The 23,136-nt window shown below is 63.7% G+C and carries 25 protein-coding genes; 19 read left to right on the plus strand and 6 right to left on the minus strand.

The annotated features are described in order from the left end of the window. Positions 1 to 3: 3 nt before the first annotated feature. The 4 genes from IEX32_RS13510 to IEX32_RS13525 are packed head-to-tail and all read right to left on the minus strand — an operon-like array spanning position 4 to position 3,335. Positions 4 to 798: a fumarylacetoacetate hydrolase family protein gene (locus tag IEX32_RS13510; protein ID WP_188772066.1), complete on the minus strand. Its 795-nt coding sequence runs from the start codon at positions 796 to 798 to the stop codon at positions 4 to 6. Further along, a complete protein-coding gene (locus IEX32_RS13515) occupies positions 795 to 1,301 on the minus strand; it encodes a flavin reductase family protein (protein ID WP_188772067.1) in 507 nt (168 codons plus the stop codon). The genes IEX32_RS13510 and IEX32_RS13515 overlap by 4 nt, the downstream gene beginning before the upstream one ends. Continuing rightward, positions 1,288 to 2,112: an alpha/beta fold hydrolase gene (locus IEX32_RS13520; RefSeq protein ID WP_188772068.1), complete on the minus strand. Its 825-nt coding sequence runs from the start codon at positions 2,110 to 2,112 to the stop codon at positions 1,288 to 1,290. Before IEX32_RS13520 ends, IEX32_RS13515 begins: the two co-directional genes overlap by 14 nt. An 11-nt stretch (positions 2,113 to 2,123) precedes the next feature. After that, the gene (locus tag IEX32_RS13525) at positions 2,124 to 3,335 is read right to left on the minus strand and encodes an acyl-CoA dehydrogenase family protein (protein ID WP_188772069.1); all 1,212 of its coding nucleotides are present in this window, start codon (positions 3,333 to 3,335) and stop codon (positions 2,124 to 2,126) included. A gap of 179 nt (positions 3,336 to 3,514) precedes the next feature. On the opposite strand from IEX32_RS13525, the gene IEX32_RS13530 reads away from it, so the two are divergent. The 19 genes from IEX32_RS13530 to IEX32_RS13620 are packed head-to-tail and all read left to right on the plus strand — an operon-like array spanning position 3,515 to position 20,901. Further along, on the plus strand, positions 3,515 to 4,282 hold the full coding sequence (locus tag IEX32_RS13530; protein WP_188772070.1) for an SDR family oxidoreductase: 768 nt from the start codon (positions 3,515 to 3,517) through the stop codon (positions 4,280 to 4,282). Between the two features lie 4 nt (positions 4,283 to 4,286). Continuing rightward, positions 4,287 to 5,201: a VOC family protein gene (locus tag IEX32_RS13535; RefSeq protein WP_188772071.1), complete on the plus strand. Its 915-nt coding sequence runs from the start codon at positions 4,287 to 4,289 to the stop codon at positions 5,199 to 5,201. Continuing rightward, on the plus strand, positions 5,198 to 6,088 hold the full coding sequence (locus IEX32_RS13540) for a CoA transferase subunit A (protein ID WP_373285449.1): 891 nt from the start codon (positions 5,198 to 5,200) through the stop codon (positions 6,086 to 6,088). Before IEX32_RS13535 ends, IEX32_RS13540 begins: the two co-directional genes overlap by 4 nt. After that, positions 6,088 to 6,897, plus strand: coding sequence for a CoA-transferase subunit beta (locus IEX32_RS13545; protein WP_188772072.1), 810 nt, complete (start codon positions 6,088 to 6,090; stop codon positions 6,895 to 6,897). Before IEX32_RS13540 ends, IEX32_RS13545 begins: the two co-directional genes overlap by 1 nt. Next, a complete protein-coding gene (locus IEX32_RS13550) occupies positions 6,894 to 7,793 on the plus strand; it encodes an enoyl-CoA hydratase (protein WP_188772073.1) in 900 nt (299 codons plus the stop codon). The genes IEX32_RS13545 and IEX32_RS13550 overlap by 4 nt, the downstream gene beginning before the upstream one ends. Position 7,794: 1 nt before the next feature. Next, the gene (locus IEX32_RS13555; RefSeq protein WP_188772074.1) at positions 7,795 to 8,868 is read left to right on the plus strand and encodes an NAD(P)H-dependent flavin oxidoreductase; all 1,074 of its coding nucleotides are present in this window, start codon (positions 7,795 to 7,797) and stop codon (positions 8,866 to 8,868) included. Then, positions 8,868 to 9,617 carry an enoyl-CoA hydratase family protein gene (locus tag IEX32_RS13560; protein WP_188772075.1) on the plus strand — a complete coding sequence of 250 codons (750 nt, stop codon included), beginning with the start codon at positions 8,868 to 8,870 and terminating at the stop codon, positions 9,615 to 9,617. Before IEX32_RS13555 ends, IEX32_RS13560 begins: the two co-directional genes overlap by 1 nt. 13 nt (positions 9,618 to 9,630) lie before the next feature. Beyond that, a complete protein-coding gene (locus tag IEX32_RS13565; RefSeq protein ID WP_188772076.1) occupies positions 9,631 to 10,794 on the plus strand; it encodes an acyl-CoA dehydrogenase family protein in 1,164 nt (387 codons plus the stop codon). Beyond that, positions 10,794 to 11,741 carry an acyl-CoA dehydrogenase family protein gene (locus IEX32_RS13570; protein WP_188772077.1) on the plus strand — a complete coding sequence of 316 codons (948 nt, stop codon included), beginning with the start codon at positions 10,794 to 10,796 and terminating at the stop codon, positions 11,739 to 11,741. The genes IEX32_RS13565 and IEX32_RS13570 overlap by 1 nt, the downstream gene beginning before the upstream one ends. A gap of 9 nt (positions 11,742 to 11,750) precedes the next feature. Next, positions 11,751 to 12,902, plus strand: a complete 1,152-nt coding sequence (locus tag IEX32_RS13575; RefSeq protein ID WP_188772078.1) for an acetyl-CoA C-acetyltransferase — start codon at positions 11,751 to 11,753, stop codon at positions 12,900 to 12,902. A gap of 5 nt (positions 12,903 to 12,907) precedes the next feature. Further along, the gene (locus IEX32_RS13580) at positions 12,908 to 13,360 is read left to right on the plus strand and encodes a nuclear transport factor 2 family protein (RefSeq protein WP_188772079.1); all 453 of its coding nucleotides are present in this window, start codon (positions 12,908 to 12,910) and stop codon (positions 13,358 to 13,360) included. Positions 13,361 to 13,362: 2 nt separating this feature from the next. Further along, positions 13,363 to 14,265 (plus strand): SDR family oxidoreductase, encoded by a 903-nt coding sequence (locus tag IEX32_RS13585; RefSeq protein WP_188772080.1) that lies wholly within the window; start codon positions 13,363 to 13,365, stop codon positions 14,263 to 14,265. A 2-nt stretch (positions 14,266 to 14,267) separates the two neighbouring features. After that, the gene (locus IEX32_RS13590) at positions 14,268 to 15,323 is read left to right on the plus strand and encodes an acyl-CoA dehydrogenase family protein (RefSeq protein WP_188772081.1); all 1,056 of its coding nucleotides are present in this window, start codon (positions 14,268 to 14,270) and stop codon (positions 15,321 to 15,323) included. After that, a complete protein-coding gene (locus tag IEX32_RS13595) occupies positions 15,320 to 16,498 on the plus strand; it encodes an acyl-CoA dehydrogenase family protein (RefSeq protein ID WP_188772082.1) in 1,179 nt (392 codons plus the stop codon). The genes IEX32_RS13590 and IEX32_RS13595 overlap by 4 nt, the downstream gene beginning before the upstream one ends. 29 nt (positions 16,499 to 16,527) lie before the next feature. Beyond that, positions 16,528 to 17,304 (plus strand): SDR family oxidoreductase, encoded by a 777-nt coding sequence (locus IEX32_RS13600; protein ID WP_188772083.1) that lies wholly within the window; start codon positions 16,528 to 16,530, stop codon positions 17,302 to 17,304. 2 nt (positions 17,305 to 17,306) lie between these two features. Next, complete coding sequence (locus IEX32_RS13605; RefSeq protein ID WP_188772084.1) at positions 17,307 to 17,771, plus strand: MaoC family dehydratase; 465 nt, start codon at positions 17,307 to 17,309, stop codon at positions 17,769 to 17,771. After that, the gene (locus IEX32_RS13610) at positions 17,771 to 18,157 is read left to right on the plus strand and encodes a nuclear transport factor 2 family protein (RefSeq protein WP_188772085.1); all 387 of its coding nucleotides are present in this window, start codon (positions 17,771 to 17,773) and stop codon (positions 18,155 to 18,157) included. The genes IEX32_RS13605 and IEX32_RS13610 overlap by 1 nt, the downstream gene beginning before the upstream one ends. A 3-nt stretch (positions 18,158 to 18,160) precedes the next feature. Beyond that, the gene (locus IEX32_RS13615) at positions 18,161 to 19,363 is read left to right on the plus strand and encodes a thiolase family protein (protein WP_188772086.1); all 1,203 of its coding nucleotides are present in this window, start codon (positions 18,161 to 18,163) and stop codon (positions 19,361 to 19,363) included. A gap of 2 nt (positions 19,364 to 19,365) precedes the next feature. Further along, positions 19,366 to 20,901: a FadD3 family acyl-CoA ligase gene (locus tag IEX32_RS13620; protein ID WP_188772087.1), complete on the plus strand. Its 1,536-nt coding sequence runs from the start codon at positions 19,366 to 19,368 to the stop codon at positions 20,899 to 20,901. 681 nt (positions 20,902 to 21,582) lie between these two features. Here IEX32_RS13620 and IEX32_RS13625 read toward each other — a convergent pair. Together IEX32_RS13625 and IEX32_RS13630 are read right to left on the minus strand one after the other, a co-directional pair. Then, positions 21,583 to 22,722 carry an acyl-CoA dehydrogenase family protein gene (locus tag IEX32_RS13625; protein ID WP_188772095.1) on the minus strand — a complete coding sequence of 380 codons (1,140 nt, stop codon included), beginning with the start codon at positions 22,720 to 22,722 and terminating at the stop codon, positions 21,583 to 21,585. 84 nt (positions 22,723 to 22,806) lie between these two features. Next, complete coding sequence (locus tag IEX32_RS13630; RefSeq protein ID WP_188772088.1) at positions 22,807 to 23,004, minus strand: hypothetical protein; 198 nt, start codon at positions 23,002 to 23,004, stop codon at positions 22,807 to 22,809. Positions 23,005 to 23,136 lie beyond the last annotated feature (132 nt).

Here is a 23,136-nt window from a genome sequence, read left to right on the forward strand (position 1 = left end):
TCCTCAGACGAAGCGGGCGGCGCAGGTGCCCAGTGGCGTCCCGCGGTTGCTCAAAACCAATTCAAAAACATCGCCCTTTGCGGCGGGAGCCAGCGGCACGAGCGAGCCGGAGAGGATCACGTCACCGGCATTGAGGGTCACTCCATAGCTGCCAAGCGTATTGGCGAGCCATGCTACGGCCTGGGCGGGATTTCCTTGCACGGCGCTGCCCAGCCCTTCCGAAAGCCGCTCTCCATTCTTGGTGACGGCGACGTGGAGGCTGGGCAGGTCCAACCCTGCGGGGTCGATACGGGCATCGCCCAGTACGAACACGCCGCAGGAGGCATTGTCCGCGACGGTGTCGACGATTCCGATTTTCCAGTCGGTGATCCGGCTGTCGACGATCTCGAAGCAAGGGGCGATGCTCTGCGTCGCGGCAACGACATCGGCGGCCGTGACGCCGGGACCGTTGAGGCTGTCCTTGAGGATGAATGCAATCTCCGCTTCCGCGCGCGGCGCGATCAGGGCCTTGTCGTCCACGTCGATGTCACCTTCGACGAACATCCAGTCGGTCAGGAATCCGAAGTCGGGCTGATGCACGCCCAGCATGTCCTGAACGGCTTTGCTGGTGACGCCGATCTTCTTGCCGATCACGCGCTCGCCGTCCGCCTTGCGGCGCGCGAGGAAATCGAGACTGATGGCATAGGCGTCGTCGATGGTCAGCGATGGATCTTCGGCCATCAGCGGCGCAAGCGTGCTGCGCCCGCGAAGGGCGTTGAACAGGCGCTCGCCATGGCGCTCGGCACGGGATGGGCTCATTGATAGTTTCCGTTCACGTAAACCAGTGGGTTCATTTCGTCCGACAGGCAGGTGTTCAGCACTCTGCCGATGACGATTGTGTGCGTGCCATATTCCACCTCGCGATCGACCTTGCACTGAATCGCGGCGATTGCGTCTCGCAGCATGGGCACGCCGCGTTCGCAGGTACCCCAATGCCCGAAGCTGAAACGCTCTTTGCCCATCGCCCGGCCTCCGAACGCGTCCGATACGGGTTTGTGACGGCGTTCAAGAAGGTTGGCGGTGAATGCCGCGTCGGGCTCAAGGGCAGCGCGAATCGAAGCGGAACGGTTGACGCAAATCAGCAACGAGGGCGGGTCCATCGAGAGCGAGGTCATCGACGTCGCGGTTATCCCGAGCCATTCGTCGCCCTTGCGGCAGGTGACGATTGCCACAGCGGCCGCCATTCGGCGCATGGCCAGACGGAAATCCTCGCGGACCTGTTCGCCGTCGGCAGGCGCTTGAACGGTGTCAGGACAGCTCACGAAGAAACTCGACGGCATAGCGGTTGAATTCCGATGCGCGCTCCACCTGGACCCAGTGACCGGTTCGGGCAAACGTCAGGCAGCGTGCGTTGATGCAATTGTCCAGGAAGTGACGCGCTCCGCTTTCAGGACAGAACTCGTCGTTCAGGCCCCACAGAACGAAAATCGGGCAGGTGACTTCCCCCAGGCGCGGCGCAAGGTTGGGCGTGCGCATGCGCGCCAGCACGTCCTTGGGCTGCGTACACGCGACCGCGTAGCGCTCAGCGACGAGTTCGTCCGGGATGCGGGACACGAAATCGGAATGGACGAGGTTGGAGACGAGCCTGCGTTGCTCGTCGAGATTGAATCCCGGCCCGCCGAAGCCCGACACCATCTTGGCGATTCCCGGCATCTGGAAGTAGCTCGCCTGTTCCTCGATACATCCGGGCGCCATCAGGATCAGCCCGCGAACGAATTCGGGATGGTCCAGCGCGAGGTTGAGCGCGATGCCGCCGCCGAGCGAGTTGCCGACCAGAATGGCACTCGTCACGCCATGGGCGCGCAGGGCTTCCAGAACCGTGTCGGTGAACAGTTGCAGTGTATAGTCGATCCCTTCCGGCTTCGATGACGCGCCGTAGCCGATCAGATCAGGCAGGATAGCCTGGTATCCAGCTTCGGTTACCGCCGAGATGTTCTCACGGAAGTTGGAGGCGCCCGACGCGCCGGGGCCGCTGCCGTGGAGGAATACGACCGCTGGACCGCTCCCTGCCTTCGCTATGCGGATCGTATGACCACCTGAGACGGTGTAGTCGTTGGTTTCAAGGCCCTGCATGATTGCCTCGGTCAGAGGAATTTGAAAGTCGGTGCCTGGTCGCACAGCGTCCCCACAACGTCGGTCGTGCGATTATTCGGATCGTTGGCGACGTGGGCGCGGGCGGCGTTGAGATCGAGCCAGGGCTGGATGATAGCACTCGAGGTATAGACCGCGCGCCCCCCTAGGAGCTGGACCATGCCGTCGACGAGTTCGGCCAGCCGCCGTACCACGGTCGAGGACTGGTACGCATAAAGTGCGCGCTTCTGCATAGGAATTTCCCGCCCTTCCTCGGCGAGGGACATGAGATCGTCGAAAGACAGGCGCAAGGTCTGTTCCATTTCCAGGATCTGCGCATGCGCCTTAGCGATGGCTGCGTGCAGCATCGGATCGGCCTTCGATGCCTTTCCGGTATTCGTCGAAACGCGGTCCTTCATGATCGCAATGGCGGCATTGACCGCCGCCCTCGCACCACCGAATGCGGCCGTCGAGACGGATCGCGTAAAGACCTGCGCCCATGGAAGGCGGTAGAGCGCGCCGGAGTTCTCGGCCTGGCCAGGGTTATTGCACATGAAGCCATCAATGGCGCGGTGCGTGCGGTATTCAGGGACGAAGACGTCTTCCACGATGATGTCGTGGCTTCCGGTACCCTGCAGTCCGAAGACCCGCCAGGCCTCGCGGTCGATGCGATAGTCGCTGCGGGGAAGCAGGAACGTGCGCATGTCCGGCGGCCCGCCATCCTGAGAAGGCGGAACCATGGCGCCCAGCAGCACCCAGTCGCAGTGGACGGAGCCGGTGGAAAACCCCCAGTGACCGGAAAGGCGATACCCTCCCTCGACCGGCGTGACCTTGCCGACGGGCTGGTAGGAGGAGGAAACCAGCACGCTTGTATCCGAACCCCAGACTTCCTGCTGCGCCTCATCATGAAACAGCGCGAGCTCGTAGGGGTGGCAGCCGACGACGCCGTACATCCATCCGGTCGACATGCAGCCCTGGGCCAGTGCCTTCTGCACTTCGAAAAAGTCATTGGGGTGCATTTCGTAGCCGCCCCACCGCCGGGGCTGGAGGATCCGGAAAAGGCCCGCATCCTTCAGTTCCGCGATCGTCTCGGCAGGAACGTCCCTGCCTTCGACGCACGCCTTTGCGCGCGATTTCAGGGCAGGTATCATCCCCCTGGCCGTTTCCAGGAGGCTTTCCGGGCTCGGAGCGGGCGCATTCATGGCTACATCGGTGGTACTTGCCATTCAGATCCTCCTCGAACGCTCCCGGCACATTTCCGGGCTGATTGGCGGTGTTCGAAGAAACGACTGCCAGAAAATACGCAAATCGTCAATTGCAAACCTAAAATCTTTGATATAGTGATTCAGATGGCAATGATGCTTCGCCATTCCGAACTTTTCGGAGTGAAATTTTGGAGATTGCGGTGTTTGCTGGGTTCTCCGCCGACTGTCACGGACGAAAGGCGATCGTAACGGGCGGAACGCGCGGGTTGGGACGAGTCATCGCGGCCCGCCTCGCCGAAGCGGGCGCACGGGTCGCGGTTTGTGGGCGCAACGAGCCCGAGGTTCTTCCGGAGGGCGTCGTCTTCCATGGCGTAGACATCCGTGACGCTGCCCAGGCAGAGCAGTTCGTGGGCCACGTCTCTAAGCAGTTTGGCGGATTGGACATCCTGGTCAACAATGCCGGTGGATCGCCGGAAGGGCAGTTCAGCGACGTTTCGCCGCGCTTTCTCGAGGCGATCGTCCGACTGAACCTGATGGCGCCAATGTACTTGTCGCAGGCGGCTTTGCCCCATCTGGTGGCATCGGGCGGCGGGAGCATAGTCAATATCGCCAGCGTGTCCGGGATGCGGCCTTCGCCGGGGACCGCCGCATACGGCGCCGCGAAGGCGGGGCTGCTGAATCTGACGCAAACGCTGGCTCAGGAATGGGGGCCTCACGGCATCAGGGTGAACGCCATCGTCGCCGGGCTTATGGAAACTGAGAACAGCGCGGAAACCTACGGCGACCAAAGCGCGCAAGCGCGGATTGCGGCTTCGGTTCCTCTCCTGCGCATGGGAACGGGGGACGATATTGCGAACGCCGTCCTCTGGCTGAGTTCGGAGGCGTCCTCCTGGGTCAGCGGCGCGCGCATCAATATCGACGGTGGCGGCGAGCGGCCGCTGTTTCTGGAACTCGTGAAAGGAAGCTGAAGCAATGGGTGTGAAGGCACTCGGCTATGTCGTCATCGAGACGGCGCAACCGGAAAAATGGGAAGAGTTCCTGACGCGGGTGGTTGGCGCCATGCGCGCGCCGGATGCCTCTGACGGCGCGGCCCTCTACCGGATCGACGAGCGCGCGTTCCGATTCCGCATCGTGAGGGGGGAGCGGGAGCGTCTTCTTGCTGCCGGCTATGAAGTTGCCAATGCAGAGATGCTGGCCGCGCTGGAGCAGGCCGTGCGCCTGTCGGGTCGCCCAGTGGAATCGGGGTCGGCGGAGGAGGTGGCGTTACGCGGCGTCTCCGGATTCTTCAAAACAAGCGATCCCGCCGGCAACGGCCTGGAATTCTTTTGCTGCGACACCGTTGCGGACTCTCCGTTTCAATCACCGCTCGGCGTTCCGGAGTTCATCACCGGGGACATGGGAATGGGCCACGCCGTCTTTTCGGCCCCCAACTTCGACGACACTGTGGCGTTCTACCGGAACGTGATCGGATTTCATGAGACCGACATGCCGCGTTTTCACCTGTTCGGGCCCGATGGTCCCTCGACTGGGTTTGCGTTCATGCACGCGGACAATGGACGTCATCACAGCATCGCCATCGCCGAAGGGCCAGTGCCGCCCTCGGGCGCGGTCCACCTCATGGTGGAAATGCCCGATCTCATCGAGGTCGGGAAGGCGCATGACCGCATGAAAGCTCTTGGCTACGCGGAATCGGCAACGCTTGGGCGCCACGTGAATGACGAGACTACAGGCTTTTATGTCCAGACGCCGGGCGGGTTCGATCTCGAGATCGGCTGCGACAGCCTGGTGATCGATCCGGCAAGCTGGGTGACCACCCGGCACGAGGCCATCAGCACCTGGGGCCACGAATGGGCCTGGCAGAAGGCCATGAAGGAGGCGCAGCAGTGACAGCTCCGATGCTCGACAAGCGAATGAGCGCGGGCGAGATCGTCTCGCAGCTCCGCGACGGCATGACTTTGGGAATCGGGGGATGGGGCCCGCGCCGCAAGCCGATGGCCCTGGTGCGCGAGATACTCCGCTCCGATCTCAAGGACCTGACCGTCGTTTCCTACGGGGGCGCCGATGTCGGCATGCTCTGCGCGGCCAGCAAGGTGAAGAAGCTGGCCTTCGCCTTCGTCTCGCTCGACGCGATCCCTCTCGAGCCCTGGTTCCGCAAGGCGCGCGAGGCCGGCGAGATCGAGGTCTTCGAAATGGACGAGGGCATGTTTCAGTGGGGCCTCAAGGCCGCCGCTTTCGGCCTGCCGTTTCTGCCGACGCGCGTGGGTCTCGGCACCGATCTTGCCGAACTGGGCGGTCTCAAGACCGTGCAGTCTCCCTATGACGACGGGGAAGTGCTGATAGCCATGCCGGCACTCAAGCTGGATGCCGCCATCATCCATGTCAGCCGCAGCGACTGGCGCGGCAATGTCCAGTTGCTTGGGCCGGACACATATTATGACGAGTGGTTCGCCAAGGCCGCGGCAAGAACTTACGTCTCCTGCGAGGAACTCGTCGACAAGATCGAGGACCATTACCCGCAGGACGTCAAGGCCAATACCTTCGAACGCTGCTTTGTCAGCGGCGTGGTCGAGATGACCGGCGGCGCGCATCCCAGTTCGATGCCTCCCGCTTACGGATGGGACATGAAGGCATTCAAGGAATACGCGGCGGCGGCCAAGGACCCGGGCGACTGGTCGGCCGTTGCGGACCGCTTCGTCGGCACGGACGAAGCGGTCTATCTCGAAGGCTTCGGTGGAAAGGAGGCGGTGGCGGCTCTCCCGCTGCCGATATTCTGATGAGCGACGTAACCAACCAGGCCACTTTGGCCGAGCTGTGCATTCTCGCATGCTCCGAAGCCTTCCGTACTTCCGCCGAGCAGGTCGCGACCGGTATCGGACCCGTGCCGCGTATCGGCGCCGGCCTCGCCAGGCTGACCCATTCGCCCGGTCTGATGATGACCGATGGCGAGGCATTCCTTGTCGAGGAGCCGGTTCCGCTCGGCCCGCGCGGCGACCACCAGCCCAGGTTCGCCGGCTATCTTCCGTTCTCGCGCTTCTTCGACAGTGCGGTGTGGACCGGCGGACGCCGGCACGCGATGGTCACGCCCACGCAAATCGACCGCTTCGGCCAGACGAATCTGTCACAGCTTGGCGGCACTCACCGCCAGCCCAAGACCCAGATGCTGGGCGTACGCGGCTTTCCCGGCAATTCGATCTACCACGCCAATTCGATGTTCATCCCCGCTCATTCAAAGCGCGTCTTCGTGGAAGGTGAGGTCGATATGGTTTCCAGTGCCGGGTACAACCCGGCCAAGCGGATCGCGGGCGGCAATTATTCGGGGATCGACCTCAGGGCGATCGTCACCAATCTTTGCGTGATGGATTTCGGCGGGCCGGACAACGCCATTCGCGTCGTCTCGCTTCACCCCGGCGTCACGATTGACGAAGTGCAGGAAGCGACGGGCTTTGCGTTGCTCGATGCTGTCGAAAGGGAAACCCCGCTACCCGGTAAAGACGCGCTCGATGTGATCGCCCGGCTCGATCCGCACAATATCCGCGCCAGCGTGATCAGGGACAATCCGCCGGCGGTGAGGGCAGCGCCATGAGCGACGGTATCGTCCCACCCGTCAACGAACCGCCGGTCTACGAAACTGACGAGCCGGTGCTCTACGAGGCGTCCGGAGGGATCGCACGGGTCACGCTGAATCGGCCGACGTTCCACAACGTCCAGAACAGCCAGATGACTTATGCGCTGGACGATGCCTTCCGGCGCGCTGTGGACGATGATGAGGTGAAGGTGATTGTCCTCAAGTCCGATGCCAAGCACTTCAGCGCCGGGCACGATATCGGGACACCGGGGCGGGATTTTCATTCGAGCGTCGACCGCCGCCTGATGTGGTACGATCACGCCAACAAGGCGGGCGCCGAAAAGGCTTATATCCGCGAGCAGGAACAGTACCTCGGGATGTGCAAGCGCTGGCGCGACATCCCCAAGCCGACGATTGCACAGGTCCACGGCGGCTGCATCGCGGGCGGGCTGATGCTCGCCTGGGTCTGCGACCTGATCATCGCGTCGGACGATGCTTTTTTCCAGGACCCTGTCCTGCAGATGGGCTTTCCAGGCCTAGAATACTTCGCCCACTGCCACGAGCTGAACGTGCGCATTGCCAAGGAATTCCTGTTCTTGGGCGAGCGAATGAGCGCTTCCCGTGCGTATGAGATGGGCATGGTCAATCGCGTCGTGCAGCGAGATCAACTGGCGGACGAAGTGCAGCGCATCGCCGCCCGCATCGCCGAGCAGCCGCGTCTGGCGCTGCAACTCGCCAAGCAGGCCTGCAACCACATGGAGACGCTTGCCGGCAAGAACGCCGGGATCGACGCGGCATTCGGCTATCACCACTTCGCGCATGCCAACAACACGCTGGTCAAGGGCGATTACATCGCCGGGTTCGACGGCAAGACGATGGCAAAGGCGAACAAGAAGCGGGCAGGGGAGGACTAGGGTGGCCGATGCGCTCGACACCGCTTTGACGCGTCGCCTCGGCTGCCGTCTCCCGGTGATTCAGACCGCGATGGGCTGGATCGCTACACCCCAACTCGTGGCGGCTACGAGCAATGCCGGCGCGTTCGGTTTTCTTGCCGCGGCTGTCATGTCGCCGGCCGAGACCGCGGACGCCATTGCCCGGCTTCGCGACCTGACGCCCCATGCCTTCGGCGTGAACTTTCACATGTTCCAGCCGGGTGCGGCCGAGATCGTCGAGATCATCATCACCAATGCCGACCGCGTGCGTGCCGTCAGCTTCGGGCGCGGTCCTGACGCCAGGATGATCGGACGCTTCCGAGATGCCGGCATCCTGTGCATCCCCACTGTCGGCGCGGTGAAGCACGCACAGAAGATGGTCCAGCTCGGTTGCGAGATGGTGACGGTGCAGGGCGGTGAGGGCGGCGGCCATACCGGCAGCGTGCCGACGACCGTGCTGCTGCCGCAGGTTCTGGATACCGTGGATGTGCCGGTCGTCTCGGCGGGCGGAATGGGCGACGGCCGGGGCCTCGCCGCCGCGCTGGCCTATGGCGCGGTCGGCATCGCGATGGGCACGCGCTTCCTGATGACTCAGGAAAGTCCTGTTCCCGCGACGCCCAAGGCCGCCTACCTCAAGGCCGGCACTGGCGATATCGCTGTCTCCACCAAGGTGGACGGTATTCCGCAGCGTATGATCCTCAACCCGCTGCTTCGGCGGATCGAAGCGTCCGGCAAGCTGGCCATGTGGAGGCGGGCGATGGAAGCCGGACTGGAGATGAAGCGCCAGACCGGCATGAGCTGGGGACAGGTAATTGCGTCTGCGCGCGGCATGACCGCCCATGGCGAAGTGCCGCTGGCGCAGGCGATGATGGCTGCTGCTGCACCGATGATGATCCAGCGCGCCGTGGTCTCGGGCGACGCCGAGAATGGTCTCATGGCTACCGGCCTGGTCGCCGGACGCCTGAGTGATCTGCCCACCTGCGCGGACCTGATCCGTGAAATCGAACATGACGCAAGGGCGCGCCTGGCCGCGCTCTGCACCGGGGGACAAACCTGATGCCTATCGCCTGCACCATCAAGGACCGGATCGCCGAGATCGTTTTCCACGTGCCGCCGGTCAACGCCTTCGATAGCGAGACCTGGATGTCGCTTCCCGCGATCGTGACCGAGGCGAGCCGCAATCCCGACGTGAACTGTGTGCTGATCCGGGCGGAAGGCCGCGGGTTCTGCGGGGGCGTGGACATCAAGGAAATGCAGGCCCACCCCGAACGCATCACCGTGCTCAACCGGGGCAATTACCTGACCTTCAAGGCGATCCGCGACGCAGAAGTGCCGGTGGTTTCCGCCGTGCACAAGTTCGTGATCGGGGGCGGCATCGGCATCTGCGGAGCCTCGGACACGATCATCGCGGCCGATGACGCCTATTTCTCGCTGCCCGAGGTCGATCGCGGTGCGATGGGCGGAGCAAGCCACCTGTCGCGCATGCTGCCGCTGCACAAGGTGCGCGCCGCGTTCTTCACCGGCGGGAATATCCCGGCGCAGGAAGCCTACCGTCTCGGTGCCGTCGAGAAGGTGGTCCCGCGCGCAGAGCTTGAAACCGAAGCGCGCGCCTTCTGCGCGGTGATCGCCTCCAAGAGCCGCAAGGCGCTGGTGATCGCGAAGGAAGCGCTCAACGGGCTCGAACCGCGCGACGTCGATCGCGGCTACCGCTGGGAGCAGGGTTTTACGCTGGAAATGTACATGCACGAGGATTCGCAGAAGAGCCGCGACGCCTTCGTCCAAACCGGCAAGGCGGCCCGGTTCTGATGGGGGGCTGCTGATGGACCTCGCCTACACACCCGCGCAGCAGGCCTTTCGCGCAGAGGTCCGCGCCTGGCTGAAAGAGCATCTGCCGTCGCAGCCGCTCGTGACGCTCGAGTGCCGCGAGGGGTACGACCAGCATGTGGAATGGGAGCGCACGCTGGCCGGCGGTAACTGGGGCATGGTCACCTGGCCGGAAGCCTACGGCGGACGTGGGCTCGATCTGATCGAATGGCTGATCTTCGAAGAGGAATACTGGGCCAGCGGCGCTCCGCTGCGGGCGAACCAGAACGGCATTTTCCTGCTTGGTCCGACCATCATGGAATTCGGCACCGATGAGCAGAAGGCGCTCTTCCTGACGCCGATGGCGCGCGGCGAAGTCATCTGGGCGCAGGCCTGGTCCGAGCCGGGCGCAGGCAGCGACATGGCGGCGATCTCGTCGAAGGCCGTACGTGACGGCGACCATTACGTACTCACGGGGCAGAAAACCTGGTCCAGCCGCGCCGCCTTCGCGGACTGGGGCTTCGGCATCTTCCGCACCGATCTGGAGAGCGAGCGCCACAAGGGCCTGACCTTTATCCTGTTCGACCTCGACAGCCCCGGCATTACGCGCCGGCCGATCCGCCAGCTCCATGGTGAGACGGGCTTTGCCGAGCTGTTCTTTGACGAAGTGCGGGTGCCGGTGGCGAACCGCCTGGCTGGAGAAGGCGAAGGCTGGAACGTCGCCATGGCGACTGCGGGCTTCGAACGAGGGCTCATGCTGCGTTCGCCCGGACGCTTCCAGGCGACAGCCAAGCGGCTGGTGGAGCTGTACCGCCAGAATGCGCACCGTGCCTCTCCTGCCGCGCGCGAGGCCGTGGCTCAGGCCTGGGGCGCCGCGCAGGCCTATGCCTATAATACTTATGCGGTGGCGGCGAAGATCATGGCCGGCGGCAAGATCGGCGCGGAAGCCAGCCTCAACAAGATCTTCTGGTCGGAGCTGGACCGCGCGATGCACCGCACCGGGATGCAACTATTGGGCGCGCATGCCGAACTGAAGCGCTTTGCCGATGGCAGCCAGAACGACTGGCTCGAAGGCTACATGTTCTCTCTGTCCGGGCCGATCTACGCCGGTTCGAACGAGGTTCAGCGCAACATCACTGCCGAGCGGCTGCTCGGTCTGCCGCGCGTGGGAGCAGGCTGATGGATTTCCGCTTCACCGAAGATCAGCTGACGCTCGCCGAAGGCGTTCGTGACTATCTCGAGGGGACGCACGGCCCCGAGGTTCTGCGCCGCCTGGACGAGCAGGGCGCGCGCGATCCGGCGATCTGGCAGGGTTTGGTCGAAATGGGCCTGCCGGGCCTGATGGTGCCGGAAGAGCAGGGGGGGCTCGGCCTTGGTCTTGTAGAGGCAGCGATGATCGCTGTGGAATGCGGGCGCGCGTGCCTGGCCGAGCCGCTGGTCGATGTCGCCTTCGTCATGGCGCCGTGGCTTGCGGCGAAGGGCGAGACCGGATCGCTTGCGGCAATCGTTGCGGGCGAGGAACGGCCTTTGCCGGTTCACGCGATCAACCCCTGGGTCGCCGATGGCGAGGGCGAAGCGCTGCGCAGCGTCGATCCCCTGCGCCAACTGGCGGTCGTGCCGGCTAAAGTCAGCGATGATCCGCATCTGCTGGACCTCGGCGCGCTGATGAGTGCTGCGCAACTGGTCGGCCTTGCCGATGCGATGCTGGTGCAAGCCACCGAATATGCCAAGGTGCGTACCCAGTTCGGGCAGCCGATCGGCGCGTTCCAGGCGATCAAGCACCAGCTTGCGAGCTGCGCGGTCGCGATCGAATTCGCCAAGCCTGTTTTGTGGCGTGCGGCCAAGGCGCTGAACGACGGTGTCGAGAGCGCGCCGGTCCATGTCAGCCATACCAAGCTCGCTGCGACCGATGCCGCCTTCCTGACGGCGGAAACCGCGATCCAGGTGCATGGCGCGATGGGCTACACTTACGAAGTCGATCTCCATTTCTGGATGAAGCGGACCTGGGCGCTCGGTGGCGCCTGGGGAGACCGCGCCTTTCATGTCGCCCGCATCGACCGAGCCGTAATCGGCGATGCAGACCGGGAGCCGACGCTGGCGATCGGTCCCGATCACACATTTGCCTGAGGAACAGTCATGGCCGAGGCCTATATCATCGATGCCGTCCGCACCCCGATTGGTCGCAAGAAGGGCTCGCTGGCGCATGTCCATCCGGCTGACCTGGGGGCCCACCCGATCAGGGCGCTGATCGAGCGCACCGGGATCGACGCCAATGCCGTCGATGATGTCGTATGGGGCTGCTGCGATACTATCGGGCCGCAGGCCGGCGATATCGGGCGCACCGTCTGGCTGGTGGCGGGAATGCCGCAGCACGTGCCGGGAACGACCATCGACCGGCAGTGCGGCTCCAGCCAGCAGGCGGTCCACTTCGCAGCGCAGGGAGTGATGTCGGGCACGCAGGATCTTGTCGTGGCCGGCGGTAGCCAGGCCATGAACGCGATCCCCATTTCGGCGGCGATGTACGCCGGTCAGGCCTATGGCTTCGACGATCCCTTCACCGGCGCGAAGGGATGGGTCGATCGCTACGGGCCGGGCCTGCTGAACCAGATCAACTCGGCCGAAATGATCGCCCGCAAGTGGGAAATCGGGCGCGAGGCGATGGAGGAATTCGCCCTCGCCAGCCACCAGCGAGCTCAGGCAGTGACCGAGGCGGGATGGTTCGCCGGCGAAATCGCGCCGCTTGAGGGCCTGGACAGGGACGAGACGATCCGTCCCACCACCACGCTTGAAGGGCTGGCCGCGCTCAATACCGTTCAGGAGGGCGGCGTCGTCACCGCCGGGGTCGCCAGCCAGAACTGCGACGGAGCGGCCGCGCTGCTGATCGCTTCGGAACGCGCGGTGAAGGACCACGGCCTCACCCCTCGCGCGCGAGTGCATCACATCTCCGTGCGGGCCGACGATCCGGTGTGGATGCTGACCGCGCCGATCCCCGCGACGCGCCATGCCTTGCAGAAAGCCGGGATGCGCATCGAGGATATCGATCTGTTCGAATGCAACGAGGCCTTCGCCAGCATTCCGATGGCATGGATGAAGGAACTGGGCGTCCCGCATGAGAAGGTCAACGTGCAGGGCGGCGCGATCGCGCTGGGGCATCCGCTTGGCGCAACTGGCGCTCGCCTGATGACGACGCTGTTGGGCGCACTGGAGCGCACGGGCGGACGCTATGGCCTGCAGACGATGTGCGAGGGCGGCGGGCAGGCCAATGTAACCATCATCGAGAGGCTGTAAGGGCGATGGCCAATCCCGCGATCGATATTCCCAACCTGCTGCACCTGTATGCCGAGCACCTGGACGCCGGGCGCTTCCACGAGGTTGCGCGCATGTTCGATCATGGCTGCGTGGTGGTTTACGGCGAGGAGATCCGCGGCACCGAGGCCGTCGAGAAGATGTGCCGCAGCTTCATTCGGGTTTATCCCGACGGCACGCCAAAAACGCGCCACGTCGCCTCCAACGCCATCATCGAGATGGACGAGGATGGGCAGGGCGCGTCATGCCGCTCGCTCTGGACGCTCCTCCAGGCGACGGATGCGTTGCCGCTGCAGGTTGTCGGGGGCGGACGTTATCATGATCGGTTCGCGGTGATCGACGGAACCTGGTGTTTCACCCGGCGCGAATACGCGGGTGTCGATTTCTGGGGTGATGCAAGCGCTCACCTGCTCGGCCCCGCTGAAAAATGGAAAGGTTGAAGATGGGAATCTGCGACAACAGGACGGTTATCGTTACTGGCGCCGCGCGGGGGCTTGGTCGGGCCTATGCGCTGGCGTTCGCGGCTGAAGGGGCTAACGTCGTGGTCAATGATATCGGCACCTCGCTGGGCGGCGAAGGCCGGGACACCAGCGCCGCCGACGGCGCCGTGGCCGAAATCGTCGCCGCTGGCGGCAAGGCTATCGCCAACTATGAGGACATCACCGATTGGGACGCGGCAAAGCGCATCGTCGATGCCGCGATCGCCGAGTTCGGTGACCTTCATGTGGTGGTCAACAACGCCGGGATCGTGCGCGACCGGATGTTCGTTTCGGCTACGCTCGAAGAATGGGACGCGACGATGCATGTCCACTTGCGTGGACATTTCTGTATCAGCCGCCATGCGGTGGACCATTGGCGGGCGAAGCAGAAGGCCGGCGCCAATCCTGACGCGCGCATTATCAACACCACCTCGGGTGCGGGATTGCAGGGCTCCATTGCGCAGGCGGCCTATTCGACCGCCAAGGGCGGCATCGCCTCGCTTACGCTGGTGCAGGCGGCCGAACTGGGCCGCTATGGCATCACCGCCAATGCCCTCGCTCCGTCGGCGCGGACGCGCATGACCGAGCAGGCCTTCGCAGACAAGATGTCGACTCAGGAATCCGCTTTCGACGTGATGGACCCGGCGAACATCGCGCCCACCGTTGTCTGGCTTGGCAGCAGTGCCTCTGCCCATGTCACCGGATGCGTCTTTGAGCTGGAAGGTGGCAAGATCATGATCGAGGACGGCTGGCGCGAAGGTCCGTTCACGGATCGCGGCGAGCGCTGGGACCCGGCAGACGTGGGCGCCGCGGTCGATGCCCTGCTGGCCGAGCGCATCGCGCCGCGCAAGGTTTGGGGTACCTGACCATGGACTTCGTCTTCACCGACGAACAGGTGATGATAGCTGACACAGTCAGCGCTTTTCTGGTCGAATCCGCGACGAGCGAGCGGACGCGCGCTGCCATGGCCGCCGACGGTCTCGACCGCTCGCTCTGGGCTTCGTTCTGCGAGGATCTGGGGCTGGCCGGCATCGGCGTGCCGGAAGAGTCGGGCGGCGTCGGTCTTGGGATGGTTGAGCAGGCGATCGTCGCCGAAGCGGCCGGTGCGACCGTTGCCCCCTTGCCCTTGCTGGGCCACGCCATGCTGGTCCGGGCAATCGTCGCGGGGGGCTCGCACGAGCAGAAGGACACCTGGCTGTCGAGGCTGGTGTCCGGCCGGATCGTTGGAGCGGTGGCCCGTGCCGAGCACTGGCAGGACAAGGGTTCCAGCCTGAGTCTCGTGGCGGACTTCGTTCCGCACGGCGCCTCGGCCGATCTCATCATGGTCTGCGGTGAAGCACGCGCCTGGCTGGTGGATGCCGCCCAGCCGCAGGTCACCCGGATCGGTCACGTCACCATGGACCAGACCCGGCCTCTGGCAACGGTCACGCTGACCGAAGCAAGGGTGGAAGAACTGCCCGACGGACCGGCAGCTATCGCGGCGGCGGAAGTGACTGGCTTGCTCTCCCTTTCTGCGGAGGCTCTCGGCGTGGCGCAGGAAGCGCTCGACCGGACCGTCGCTTATTCCAAGGAGCGCATTCAGTTCGGTCGGCCCATCGGTTCCTTCCAAGCTTACAAGCACCGCCTTGCCGACATGATGGTCCTGATCGAGCAGGCGCGCTCCGCTGTGTACTGGGCCGCCTGCGCGCTTGATGAAAACGATGCCGATGCCTGGCTCGCGCTGCACGCGGCCAAGAGCTTCTGCGCCGATACGGCCTTCATGTGCGCTGCGAACATGATCCAGTTGCACGGCGGCATCGGCTTTACCTGGGAGCACGACGCGCACCTGTTCTTCAAGCGCGCCCGGTCCATCCAGACGCTGATGGGATCGGGCAACCATCACCGCGAAAAGGTGGCCGCGATGGTTTTGGGAGAAGCAGCATGAAGCTGGGTTTTTCCCTCGCCGAAGAAGCGTTCCGCGACGAATGCGCGGCCTGGTTGCAGGACCGCATGGCGAATGCCTTCGCCGACATTCGCGGCATTGCCAATCTCACCGAAAAGATTGAGCGTCGAAAGGAATGGGAGCAGGAACTGGCGGCGCACCGCTGGTCCTGCATTGGCTGGCCCGAACAATGGGGCGGACGCGGGGCGAGCCTGGCCGAGCAGGTCATCTTCGCCGAGGAATACGCGCGCGCCGGCGCGCCGGGACGCGTCAATCATATCGGTGTGGAACTGGCCGGCCCCACGATCCTGGCGTTCGGGACGGAGGAGCAGAAGGCGAAGTTCCTGCCGGGCATCGCTGCGGGAACCTCGATTTGGTGCCAGGGATATTCGGAACCCAATGCCGGCTCCGACCTTGCCAATGTCCGTACCAAGGCGCGCCTTGAAGGCGACCAATGGGTGGTCAACGGCCAGAAGGTCTGGACCAGCCTTGCCCACTATTCGGACTGGATCTTCGTCGTCGCGCGCAGCGAGGAGGGCTCGAAAGGTCCCAAGGGACTGACGTTCCTGATGATGAAACTGGACCAGCCGGGCATCGACGTGGTGCCCATCCGCCAGATCAACGGCGAAGCCGAGTTCAACGAAACCTTCTTTGCCGATGCACGCTGCCCGGCGGACAGCCTGATCGGCACGCCGGGCGACGGCTGGCGCGTGGCGATGGGCCTGCTGGCGTTTGAACGCGGCGTTTCCACGCTGGGCCAGCAGATGGGCTTTCGCAACGAGCTTGACGAGATCATCCGGGTTGCTCGTGAAAACGGTGCGGCACGCGATCCCCTGATACGCCAGCGCATCGCTAAGGCCGAGATCGGCCTGCGCCTGATGCGCTACGGCGCGCTGCGCATGCTTTCGCGGACCGACCTTTCGGCCATCGACGGCGCGGCACTGACGTACAAGATCCAGTGGGCGACGTGGCGCCGCGATCTTGGCGAACTGGCCATGGATGTGTTGGGGCAGGCGGGCGAGATCGCCGAGGGGGACGCCTACGAATGGGGCATGCTGCCCAACCTGTTCCTCTATTCCCGCTGCGACACGATCTATGGCGGGACCAACCAGATCCAGCGCAACCAGATTGCCGAACGCGGCCTGGGGCTCCCCCGCGAACCTCGCGGCGATGTCTGATCGCGCCCGCTTCATTCAAGGATAGAGACATGACCGCTCCGCCATATCCCCAATCACATGGCCTTCTGAAGGACCGGACGGTGGTCGTGACCGCTGCCGCCGGGACAGGCATAGGCTATTCCACGGCGCGGCGCGCCATCGAGGAAGGCGCCCGTGTGCTCATCAGCGACTATCACGAGCGCCGGCTCGGTGAAGCCGCCGAGCGGCTGTCGGAGGAAACCGGACAGAAGCCGGCCACCTTCACCTGCGACGTGACCGCGCAGGACCAGGTCGATGCGCTGCAAGAAGCGGCGCTGCGCGAGCTTGGCCACATCGACGTGCTGATCAACAACGCCGGTCTTGGCGGTGAGGTGCCGGTCGTGGACATGACCGACGAGCAGTGGTTCCGCGTGCTTGACGTGACGCTCAACAGCGTTTTCCGGATGAGCCGCGCCTTCCTGCCGGGCATGTACGCACGCAAGTCGGGCGTGATCGTCAACAACGCCTCGGTGCTCGGCTGGCGCGCGCAAAAGGGGCAGGCGCATTATGCCGCCGCCAAGGCCGGCGTCATGGCCTTCACGCGCTGCTCGGCTGTAGAGGCGGCCGAGCACAACGTGCGCATCAATGCGGTCGCGCCCTCAATCGCCATGCATGCCTTCCTGGCCAAGGTCACCAGCGACGAACTGCTCGAACAGCTTTCCGCGCGCGAGGCGTTCGGACGCCCTGCCGAGGTGTGGGAAGTCGCCAATGTAATGATCTTCCTTGCCAGCGACTTGTCTTCTTACATGACTGGCGAAGTCGTGCCGGTATCGAGCCAGAGGGCCTGAGCGTGACGAAACTCTATCTGAACCCCCGCCAGTTGCTGGGCCAGAAAGGCAAGGATCTGGGCGTCACCCCCTGGCTGGAGATCGATCAGCGGCGTATCGACGGCTTTGCCGAGGTTACCGGCGATCACCAGTGGATCCACGTCGATCCGGTGCGCGCGGCCGAAGGGCCGTTCGGCGCGACGATCGCGCATGGGTATCTGACGCTCAGCCTCGTCAACTATTTCCTCCCGGAACTGATCGAAGTCCAGGGCTTCGCGCACGCTGTTAATGTCGGAACCGACAGGCTTCGTTTTCTCGCGCCGGTTAAGGTCGGCTCGCGCATTCGCGGCAGCGGCGAGATCGTCGCTGTGGAAGAGATCAAGGGCGCGATTCAGTCGACCGTGCGCGTGACTGTCGAGATCGAAGGATCGGACCGGCCGGCATGCGTCATCGACACGATCAGCCGCTATTTCCCGGAGGAGACGTGATGCCCACGCGCGAGCAGATGGTCACGGCTGTAGAAGCCTACGTCGAGGCGTTCGCCCGCGAGGATGTTGGCAGCCTGCTTGCCCTCTTCGCGGAGGATGCGGTGGTCGAGGATCCGGTAGGCAGTGAGCCCAGGCAAGGCCGGGCGCAGTACGAACCGTTCTTCATCGGTACGGTCGGTTCGGGCGCGAAAGTAACGCTCGACGGACCCATCCGTACCGGCCCCGCCTACGCGGCCTTCGCCTTTCACGTCGATCTTATGTGGGAAGGTCAACCCATGCGGATCGACGTGGTCGATGTGTTCCATTTCGATGCCGAGGGCAAGATTCGCCATATGCAGGCCTTCTTCGGTGAAGCGAATTTCAATCCGGTCAACAAGGATACTTGAGAGATGCGCGAAGCAGCCATTGTCACGACCGCCCGCACCGCCATTGGGCGGGCATACAAGGGCGCCTTTAACGACACCGAGGCGCCTGACCTTGCCGCGCATGTCGTCGATGCCGTGCTCGGTCGTTCCGGAATTGATCCCGCGCGGGTGGACGATGTCTATCTGGGCGTTGGCAACCAGTGGAACACGCAAAGCTACAACCTGGGCCGTCTTGCCGTTCACGCATCGGGTTTACCCAACACAACTTCGGGCTTCACGCTCGACCGGAAATGCTCCTCCGGCCTGAACGCCATTGCCCTGGCCGCGCGCGGGATCATCGCCGATGAGGTGGATGTCGCCATTGCCGGCGGCATGGAATCGATCTCATTGACGATAGGCAAGCACCAGCCGACCTATCGCAACCGCTCGGTAACCGTGAAGGTGCGCGATCCCCATGCCTACATGGCGATGATCGAGACGGCAGAAATCGTCGCCGACCACTATGGCATCAGCCGCGAAGAACAGGATGCCTTTGCCGCCCAGAGCCAGCAGCGAGCGGCTGCTGCGAGCGAAGGCGGGCGTTTCGACGACGAGATCGTATCGATCACGGTTGAGAAACTGGTTCAGGACCCCGCGCTTGAGGAAGGCCGGCGGGAACTTGTGACGATCTCGCGCGACGAGGGAATTCGCGCCGGAACGACGTTTGAAAGCCTTGCCGCCCTCAAGCCCGTCTTCAAGGACGGGCTGGTCGTCAAGGAAGGCAGGCACATTACCGCGGGCAATTCTTCGCAACTGTCCGACGGGGCATCGGCACAACTCGTCATGGACCTTGCCACTGCGCAGAAGGAAGGATTTCCGGTGCTGGGCGTCTATCGCGGCTTCCAGGTTGCGGGCTGCGATCCCGAAGAGATGGGCATCGGTCCCGTCTTCGCGATTCCCAAGCTGCTCAAGCGCGCGGGGCTTTCGGTGGACGACATCGGTCTGTGGGAACTCAACGAGGCGTTCGCGAGTCAAGCGGTCTATTGCCAGCAGAAACTGGGGATCGACCCCGAAAAGCTCAACGTCAATGGCGGTGCGATCGCGCTGGGCCATCCCTTCGGCATGACCGGCAGCCGGCTCGTCGGCCACGCGCTGATCGAGGGCAAGCGGCGCGGCGTGAAATATGTCGTCGTCTCGATGTGCATTGCCGGCGGTATGGGCGCGGCTGGACTGTTCGAGGTCGCCTGACAATGGGCGACCCGCTTCCCCGGACCATTCCTCACGCCGCCGAGCGAGCGGCCCGGTTGTGGCCGAACGCCCCGGCCGTGATTGAAGACGGGGAGACCTTGAGCTTCGCGCAGCTTTGGCAAGAGTGCCGGCGTGCGGCCTCGGCCCTGCTCGATCGCGGCGTGTCGGCGGGGGACCGCGTCGCGATCTGGGCGCCCAACAGCAGGGAATGGGTGGTCGCGGCGATCGCCGCGCAGGCTTGCGGGGCGGCCGTGGTTCCGCTCAACACGCGCCTCAAGGGACGCGAGGCGGGCGACATCCTGCGCCGCAGCCGTGCCTGTCTGCTGTTCACCGTGCGCGCGTTTCTCGGCATCGACTATCAGGCCCTGATCGTCGATGAAGATCTCCCGGACCTTCGTGCAACGATCATGCTGGACGACGGCTTCGCCGAAGTTGTCGGGCAGGGCCGCGACGATGATCCGCGCATTGATCGCATCCTTGCCTCGCTCGACGCCGATACGCTTTCGGACATCATGTTCACTTCCGGCACCACGGGAGCGCCCAAGGGGGTAATGTCGACACATGGGCGCGTGGTTCCCCTGTGCGCTGCCTGGATCGCCAATACCGGGCTGACGCGGGGTGAGCGGTATCTACTGGTCAATCCCTTCTTCCATTCCTTCGGCTACAAGGTGGGTTGGCTCGCCTGCCTCGTGAGCGGGGCGGTAATCGTCCCCATGCCGCAGTTCGACGTGAAGGGGGCCATGGAACTGATCGAGCGGGAGCGGATCGCGTTCCTGCCCGGGCCGCCGACGATATTTCAGATGCTTCTTGCCGAGCACGACAAGGAACCGTTCGACTGCTCTTCGCTGCGCGGCGGGACGACCGGTGCTGCGATGGTTCCACCGCAACTGATCGAGCGGATTCGCGCGGAATTGGGGATCAGGGACATCATCACGGCTTACGGCATGACTGAATGCCTGGCGATCACCAGCTGTCGGCCAGGGGACGCCGCCGAACTGATCGCGTCGACCTGCGGTGTCGCCATGCCGGGGCACGAAGTCATCGTGGCGGACGATGAGGGCCGTGAACTTCCCAGAGGCGAGACGGGCGAAATCTTCGTGCGAGGCCCCGGCGTAATGCTGGGTTACCTCGATGACGCGGAGGCAACCGCCAAGACGATCGATGGCGAGGGATGGCTGCACACCGGTGATGTTGGTACCATGGACAAGCAGGGCTACCTGCGCATCACCGATCGCAAGAAGGACATGTACATTTCCGGTGGCTTCAACTGCTATCCGGCTGAAATCGAAAAGCTGCTTTCGGCCCATCCGGCGGTGGGCATGGTGGCGGTGGTCGGCGTCCCGGACCAGCGGCTGGGCGAAGTGGGCAGGGCGTTCGTGGTCCCGCGGCCAGGCATAGATATCAGCGAAGAAGCGCTAATGTGCTGGTCGCGCGAGAATATGGCGAACTACAAGGTTCCCCGCAGCTTCAGGATCGTCGATGAACTTCCGCGCAACGCATCGGGTAAGATCATGAAGAGCGCGTTAGCGGACTGTTAGATCTGGTTCGCGATCGGCCTGAAATCATTAAAGGGGCCGGCGGCGGGCGTGACATGCACGCTGCTTGCGACGGCGGCTGTCCTTGTTAGGGAGCATTGATCTCCAATGACCCGACTTGTGCATCGGACTTCCACTTGAAGTGCGTCGCGTTCGGGCGGAACCGTCCGGCGTCACTTCAAAGTGTCGGCGGCCGTTCCTCGCTCAGCGTGATCAGGCGAGATGTAGGAACGGGCGCCTCCTTGGCGCTTACCCAGCGCAAGAGCGCGAATCCCTGGTCATGACCGACAGTTGGCAACCAGTTTCCGAAGCCGGGATCGCGATGCGCGATGACGAATGTAAGGGTGCCGTCCTGATTGCGCCCCGCGTTATGCTTGTTTACCCAGATCGGATCATGACGATGTCTATGAGCGGCTCTCCGAAGAAGAGCTCCGGATGCTCGGATTCGAAGTGGTTTCTGAATATACCGGGCGTGTTTTCCCACGCTTTCCCGGCGACCGCCGGGCGAGCATCAATGCGCGCTATCCTTACATTCCCGAGTTGCGTTGGGCTCGAACGAGAGCTGACTGTACATGGCCGCCGACGTTCTGAACCCGGGTCAGGACGGGCGCTGCGCCCTCCAATCGGAGAGTGCGTGTTCGGCGCGGCCACGATGGCGCCGGGCGCCCTTGGCCCCGCGGGGTGTCAGAGTGTTCGGGCGATGACTTCCTTCATGATCTCGGATGTTCCGCCGTAGATGCGCAGAACCCGGGCATCGCGCCACAGCCGTGCGATGGTATATTCGTTCATGTAACCGGCTCCGCCGTGGAGCTGCAGCGCCGCATCGACAATGGTCCACAGTGTTTCGGTGTGCCATAGCTTGGCGGCTGATGCTTCGGCGGCGGTTAGTGTGCCTTTGGTGAGGCGGCCTATGGTCCAGTCGATGTGGGCCCATCCGATCTGCAGCCTGGTGGCAAGGTCGGCCAGAGAGAAGCGGGTGTTCTGAAAGTCGAAGACGGCCTTTCCGAAAGCGTTCCGGCTCTTGGTATAGGCCAGCGCCTCGTCGAACGCGCGCTGCGCCATGGCTTGTGCGGAGATTGCTATGCTCAAGCGCTCCTGCGGCAGACGTTGCATCATGTAGGCAAAACCGTGGCCCTCTGCTCCCAGCAGACGGTCAGCAGGTACTTCGACATCCTCGAAGAACAGTTCCGAGGTATCGGAGGAATGCTGCCCAATCTTGTCGAGGTTTCGGCCGCGCGTGACGCCGGGGAGATCGGCGTCGATCAGAAGCAGGGAAATCCCTTTTGCGCCGTTGCCACCAGTGCGCACGGCGGTGACGAGGAGATCGGCGTTCTGGCCGTTGCTTATGAAAGTCTTGGCACCATTTACGACGAATCGTTCGCCATCGCGACGCGCGCTTGTTCGGAGCCGGGCAAGGTCGGACCCGCCGCCCGGTTCGGTCATGACGATCGCTGATATGCACTCGCCCGAGACCACGCGGGGCAGGTAAGCCTGTTTCTGCTCGGACGTGCCCCATTCCAGAAGGTAGTCAGGCGTAATGTCGGAATGCACGCCGAGTGCGATCTGGGAGCCGGCATAGGCCAGTTCCTCAGCCACGACCGCATTGAATCGAAAGTCGAGACCTGGACCGCCGAATTCTTCATCCACCTGCGGGCACAGCAAACCGGCTTCTCCAGCCTTCAGCCAAAAGGACCGATCGCTGGTGCCCTCCTGTTCGAACCGCGCGATGTTGGGAACGAGTTCCTTGTTCATGAAGCGTCGGACGCTGTCCCGAAAGATTGCGTGACTTTCCTCGAAACCGGTCCTCCCGGCGGTGTCTAGCATCATGTCGTGCATACTCGGTAACGGGCGCGAAACCGCCCGGCGGAACGCTTGGTCAATCGATCCGCAGCTTGCGGACCGATTTGTTCAGGAATGGAGGCAGCCCTCGTCATAGCCGATGCGGACATGGAAGATTGCCCCCTTTTTGTTCAACTTGAAGTTGTGGATCAGCATGAGCCGCGTCGGCTCGTCGCCTTCCACGCCCCAGCAGCCTTGGGTGACGACGGCCCGATCAAGGCTGCCTTTGGCGGCGCTGATTTGAGCAAGGGCTGCGTCTCGGGACATGATGTACCTCTTGGGTTGGCAACAACTCCTAGTACCACGCCACAGAGATTATGACTCTTTGACGGGGTAGGCCTTGCGGAGTTTTTCGCGCGCCGTTTGGGTCGTGAACATCCATTGGATCTGGGCTCCTTC

It is taken from the genome of Novosphingobium endophyticum (assembly GCF_014640675.1).
Classification (GTDB): domain Bacteria; phylum Pseudomonadota; class Alphaproteobacteria; order Sphingomonadales; family Sphingomonadaceae; genus Novosphingobium; species Novosphingobium endophyticum.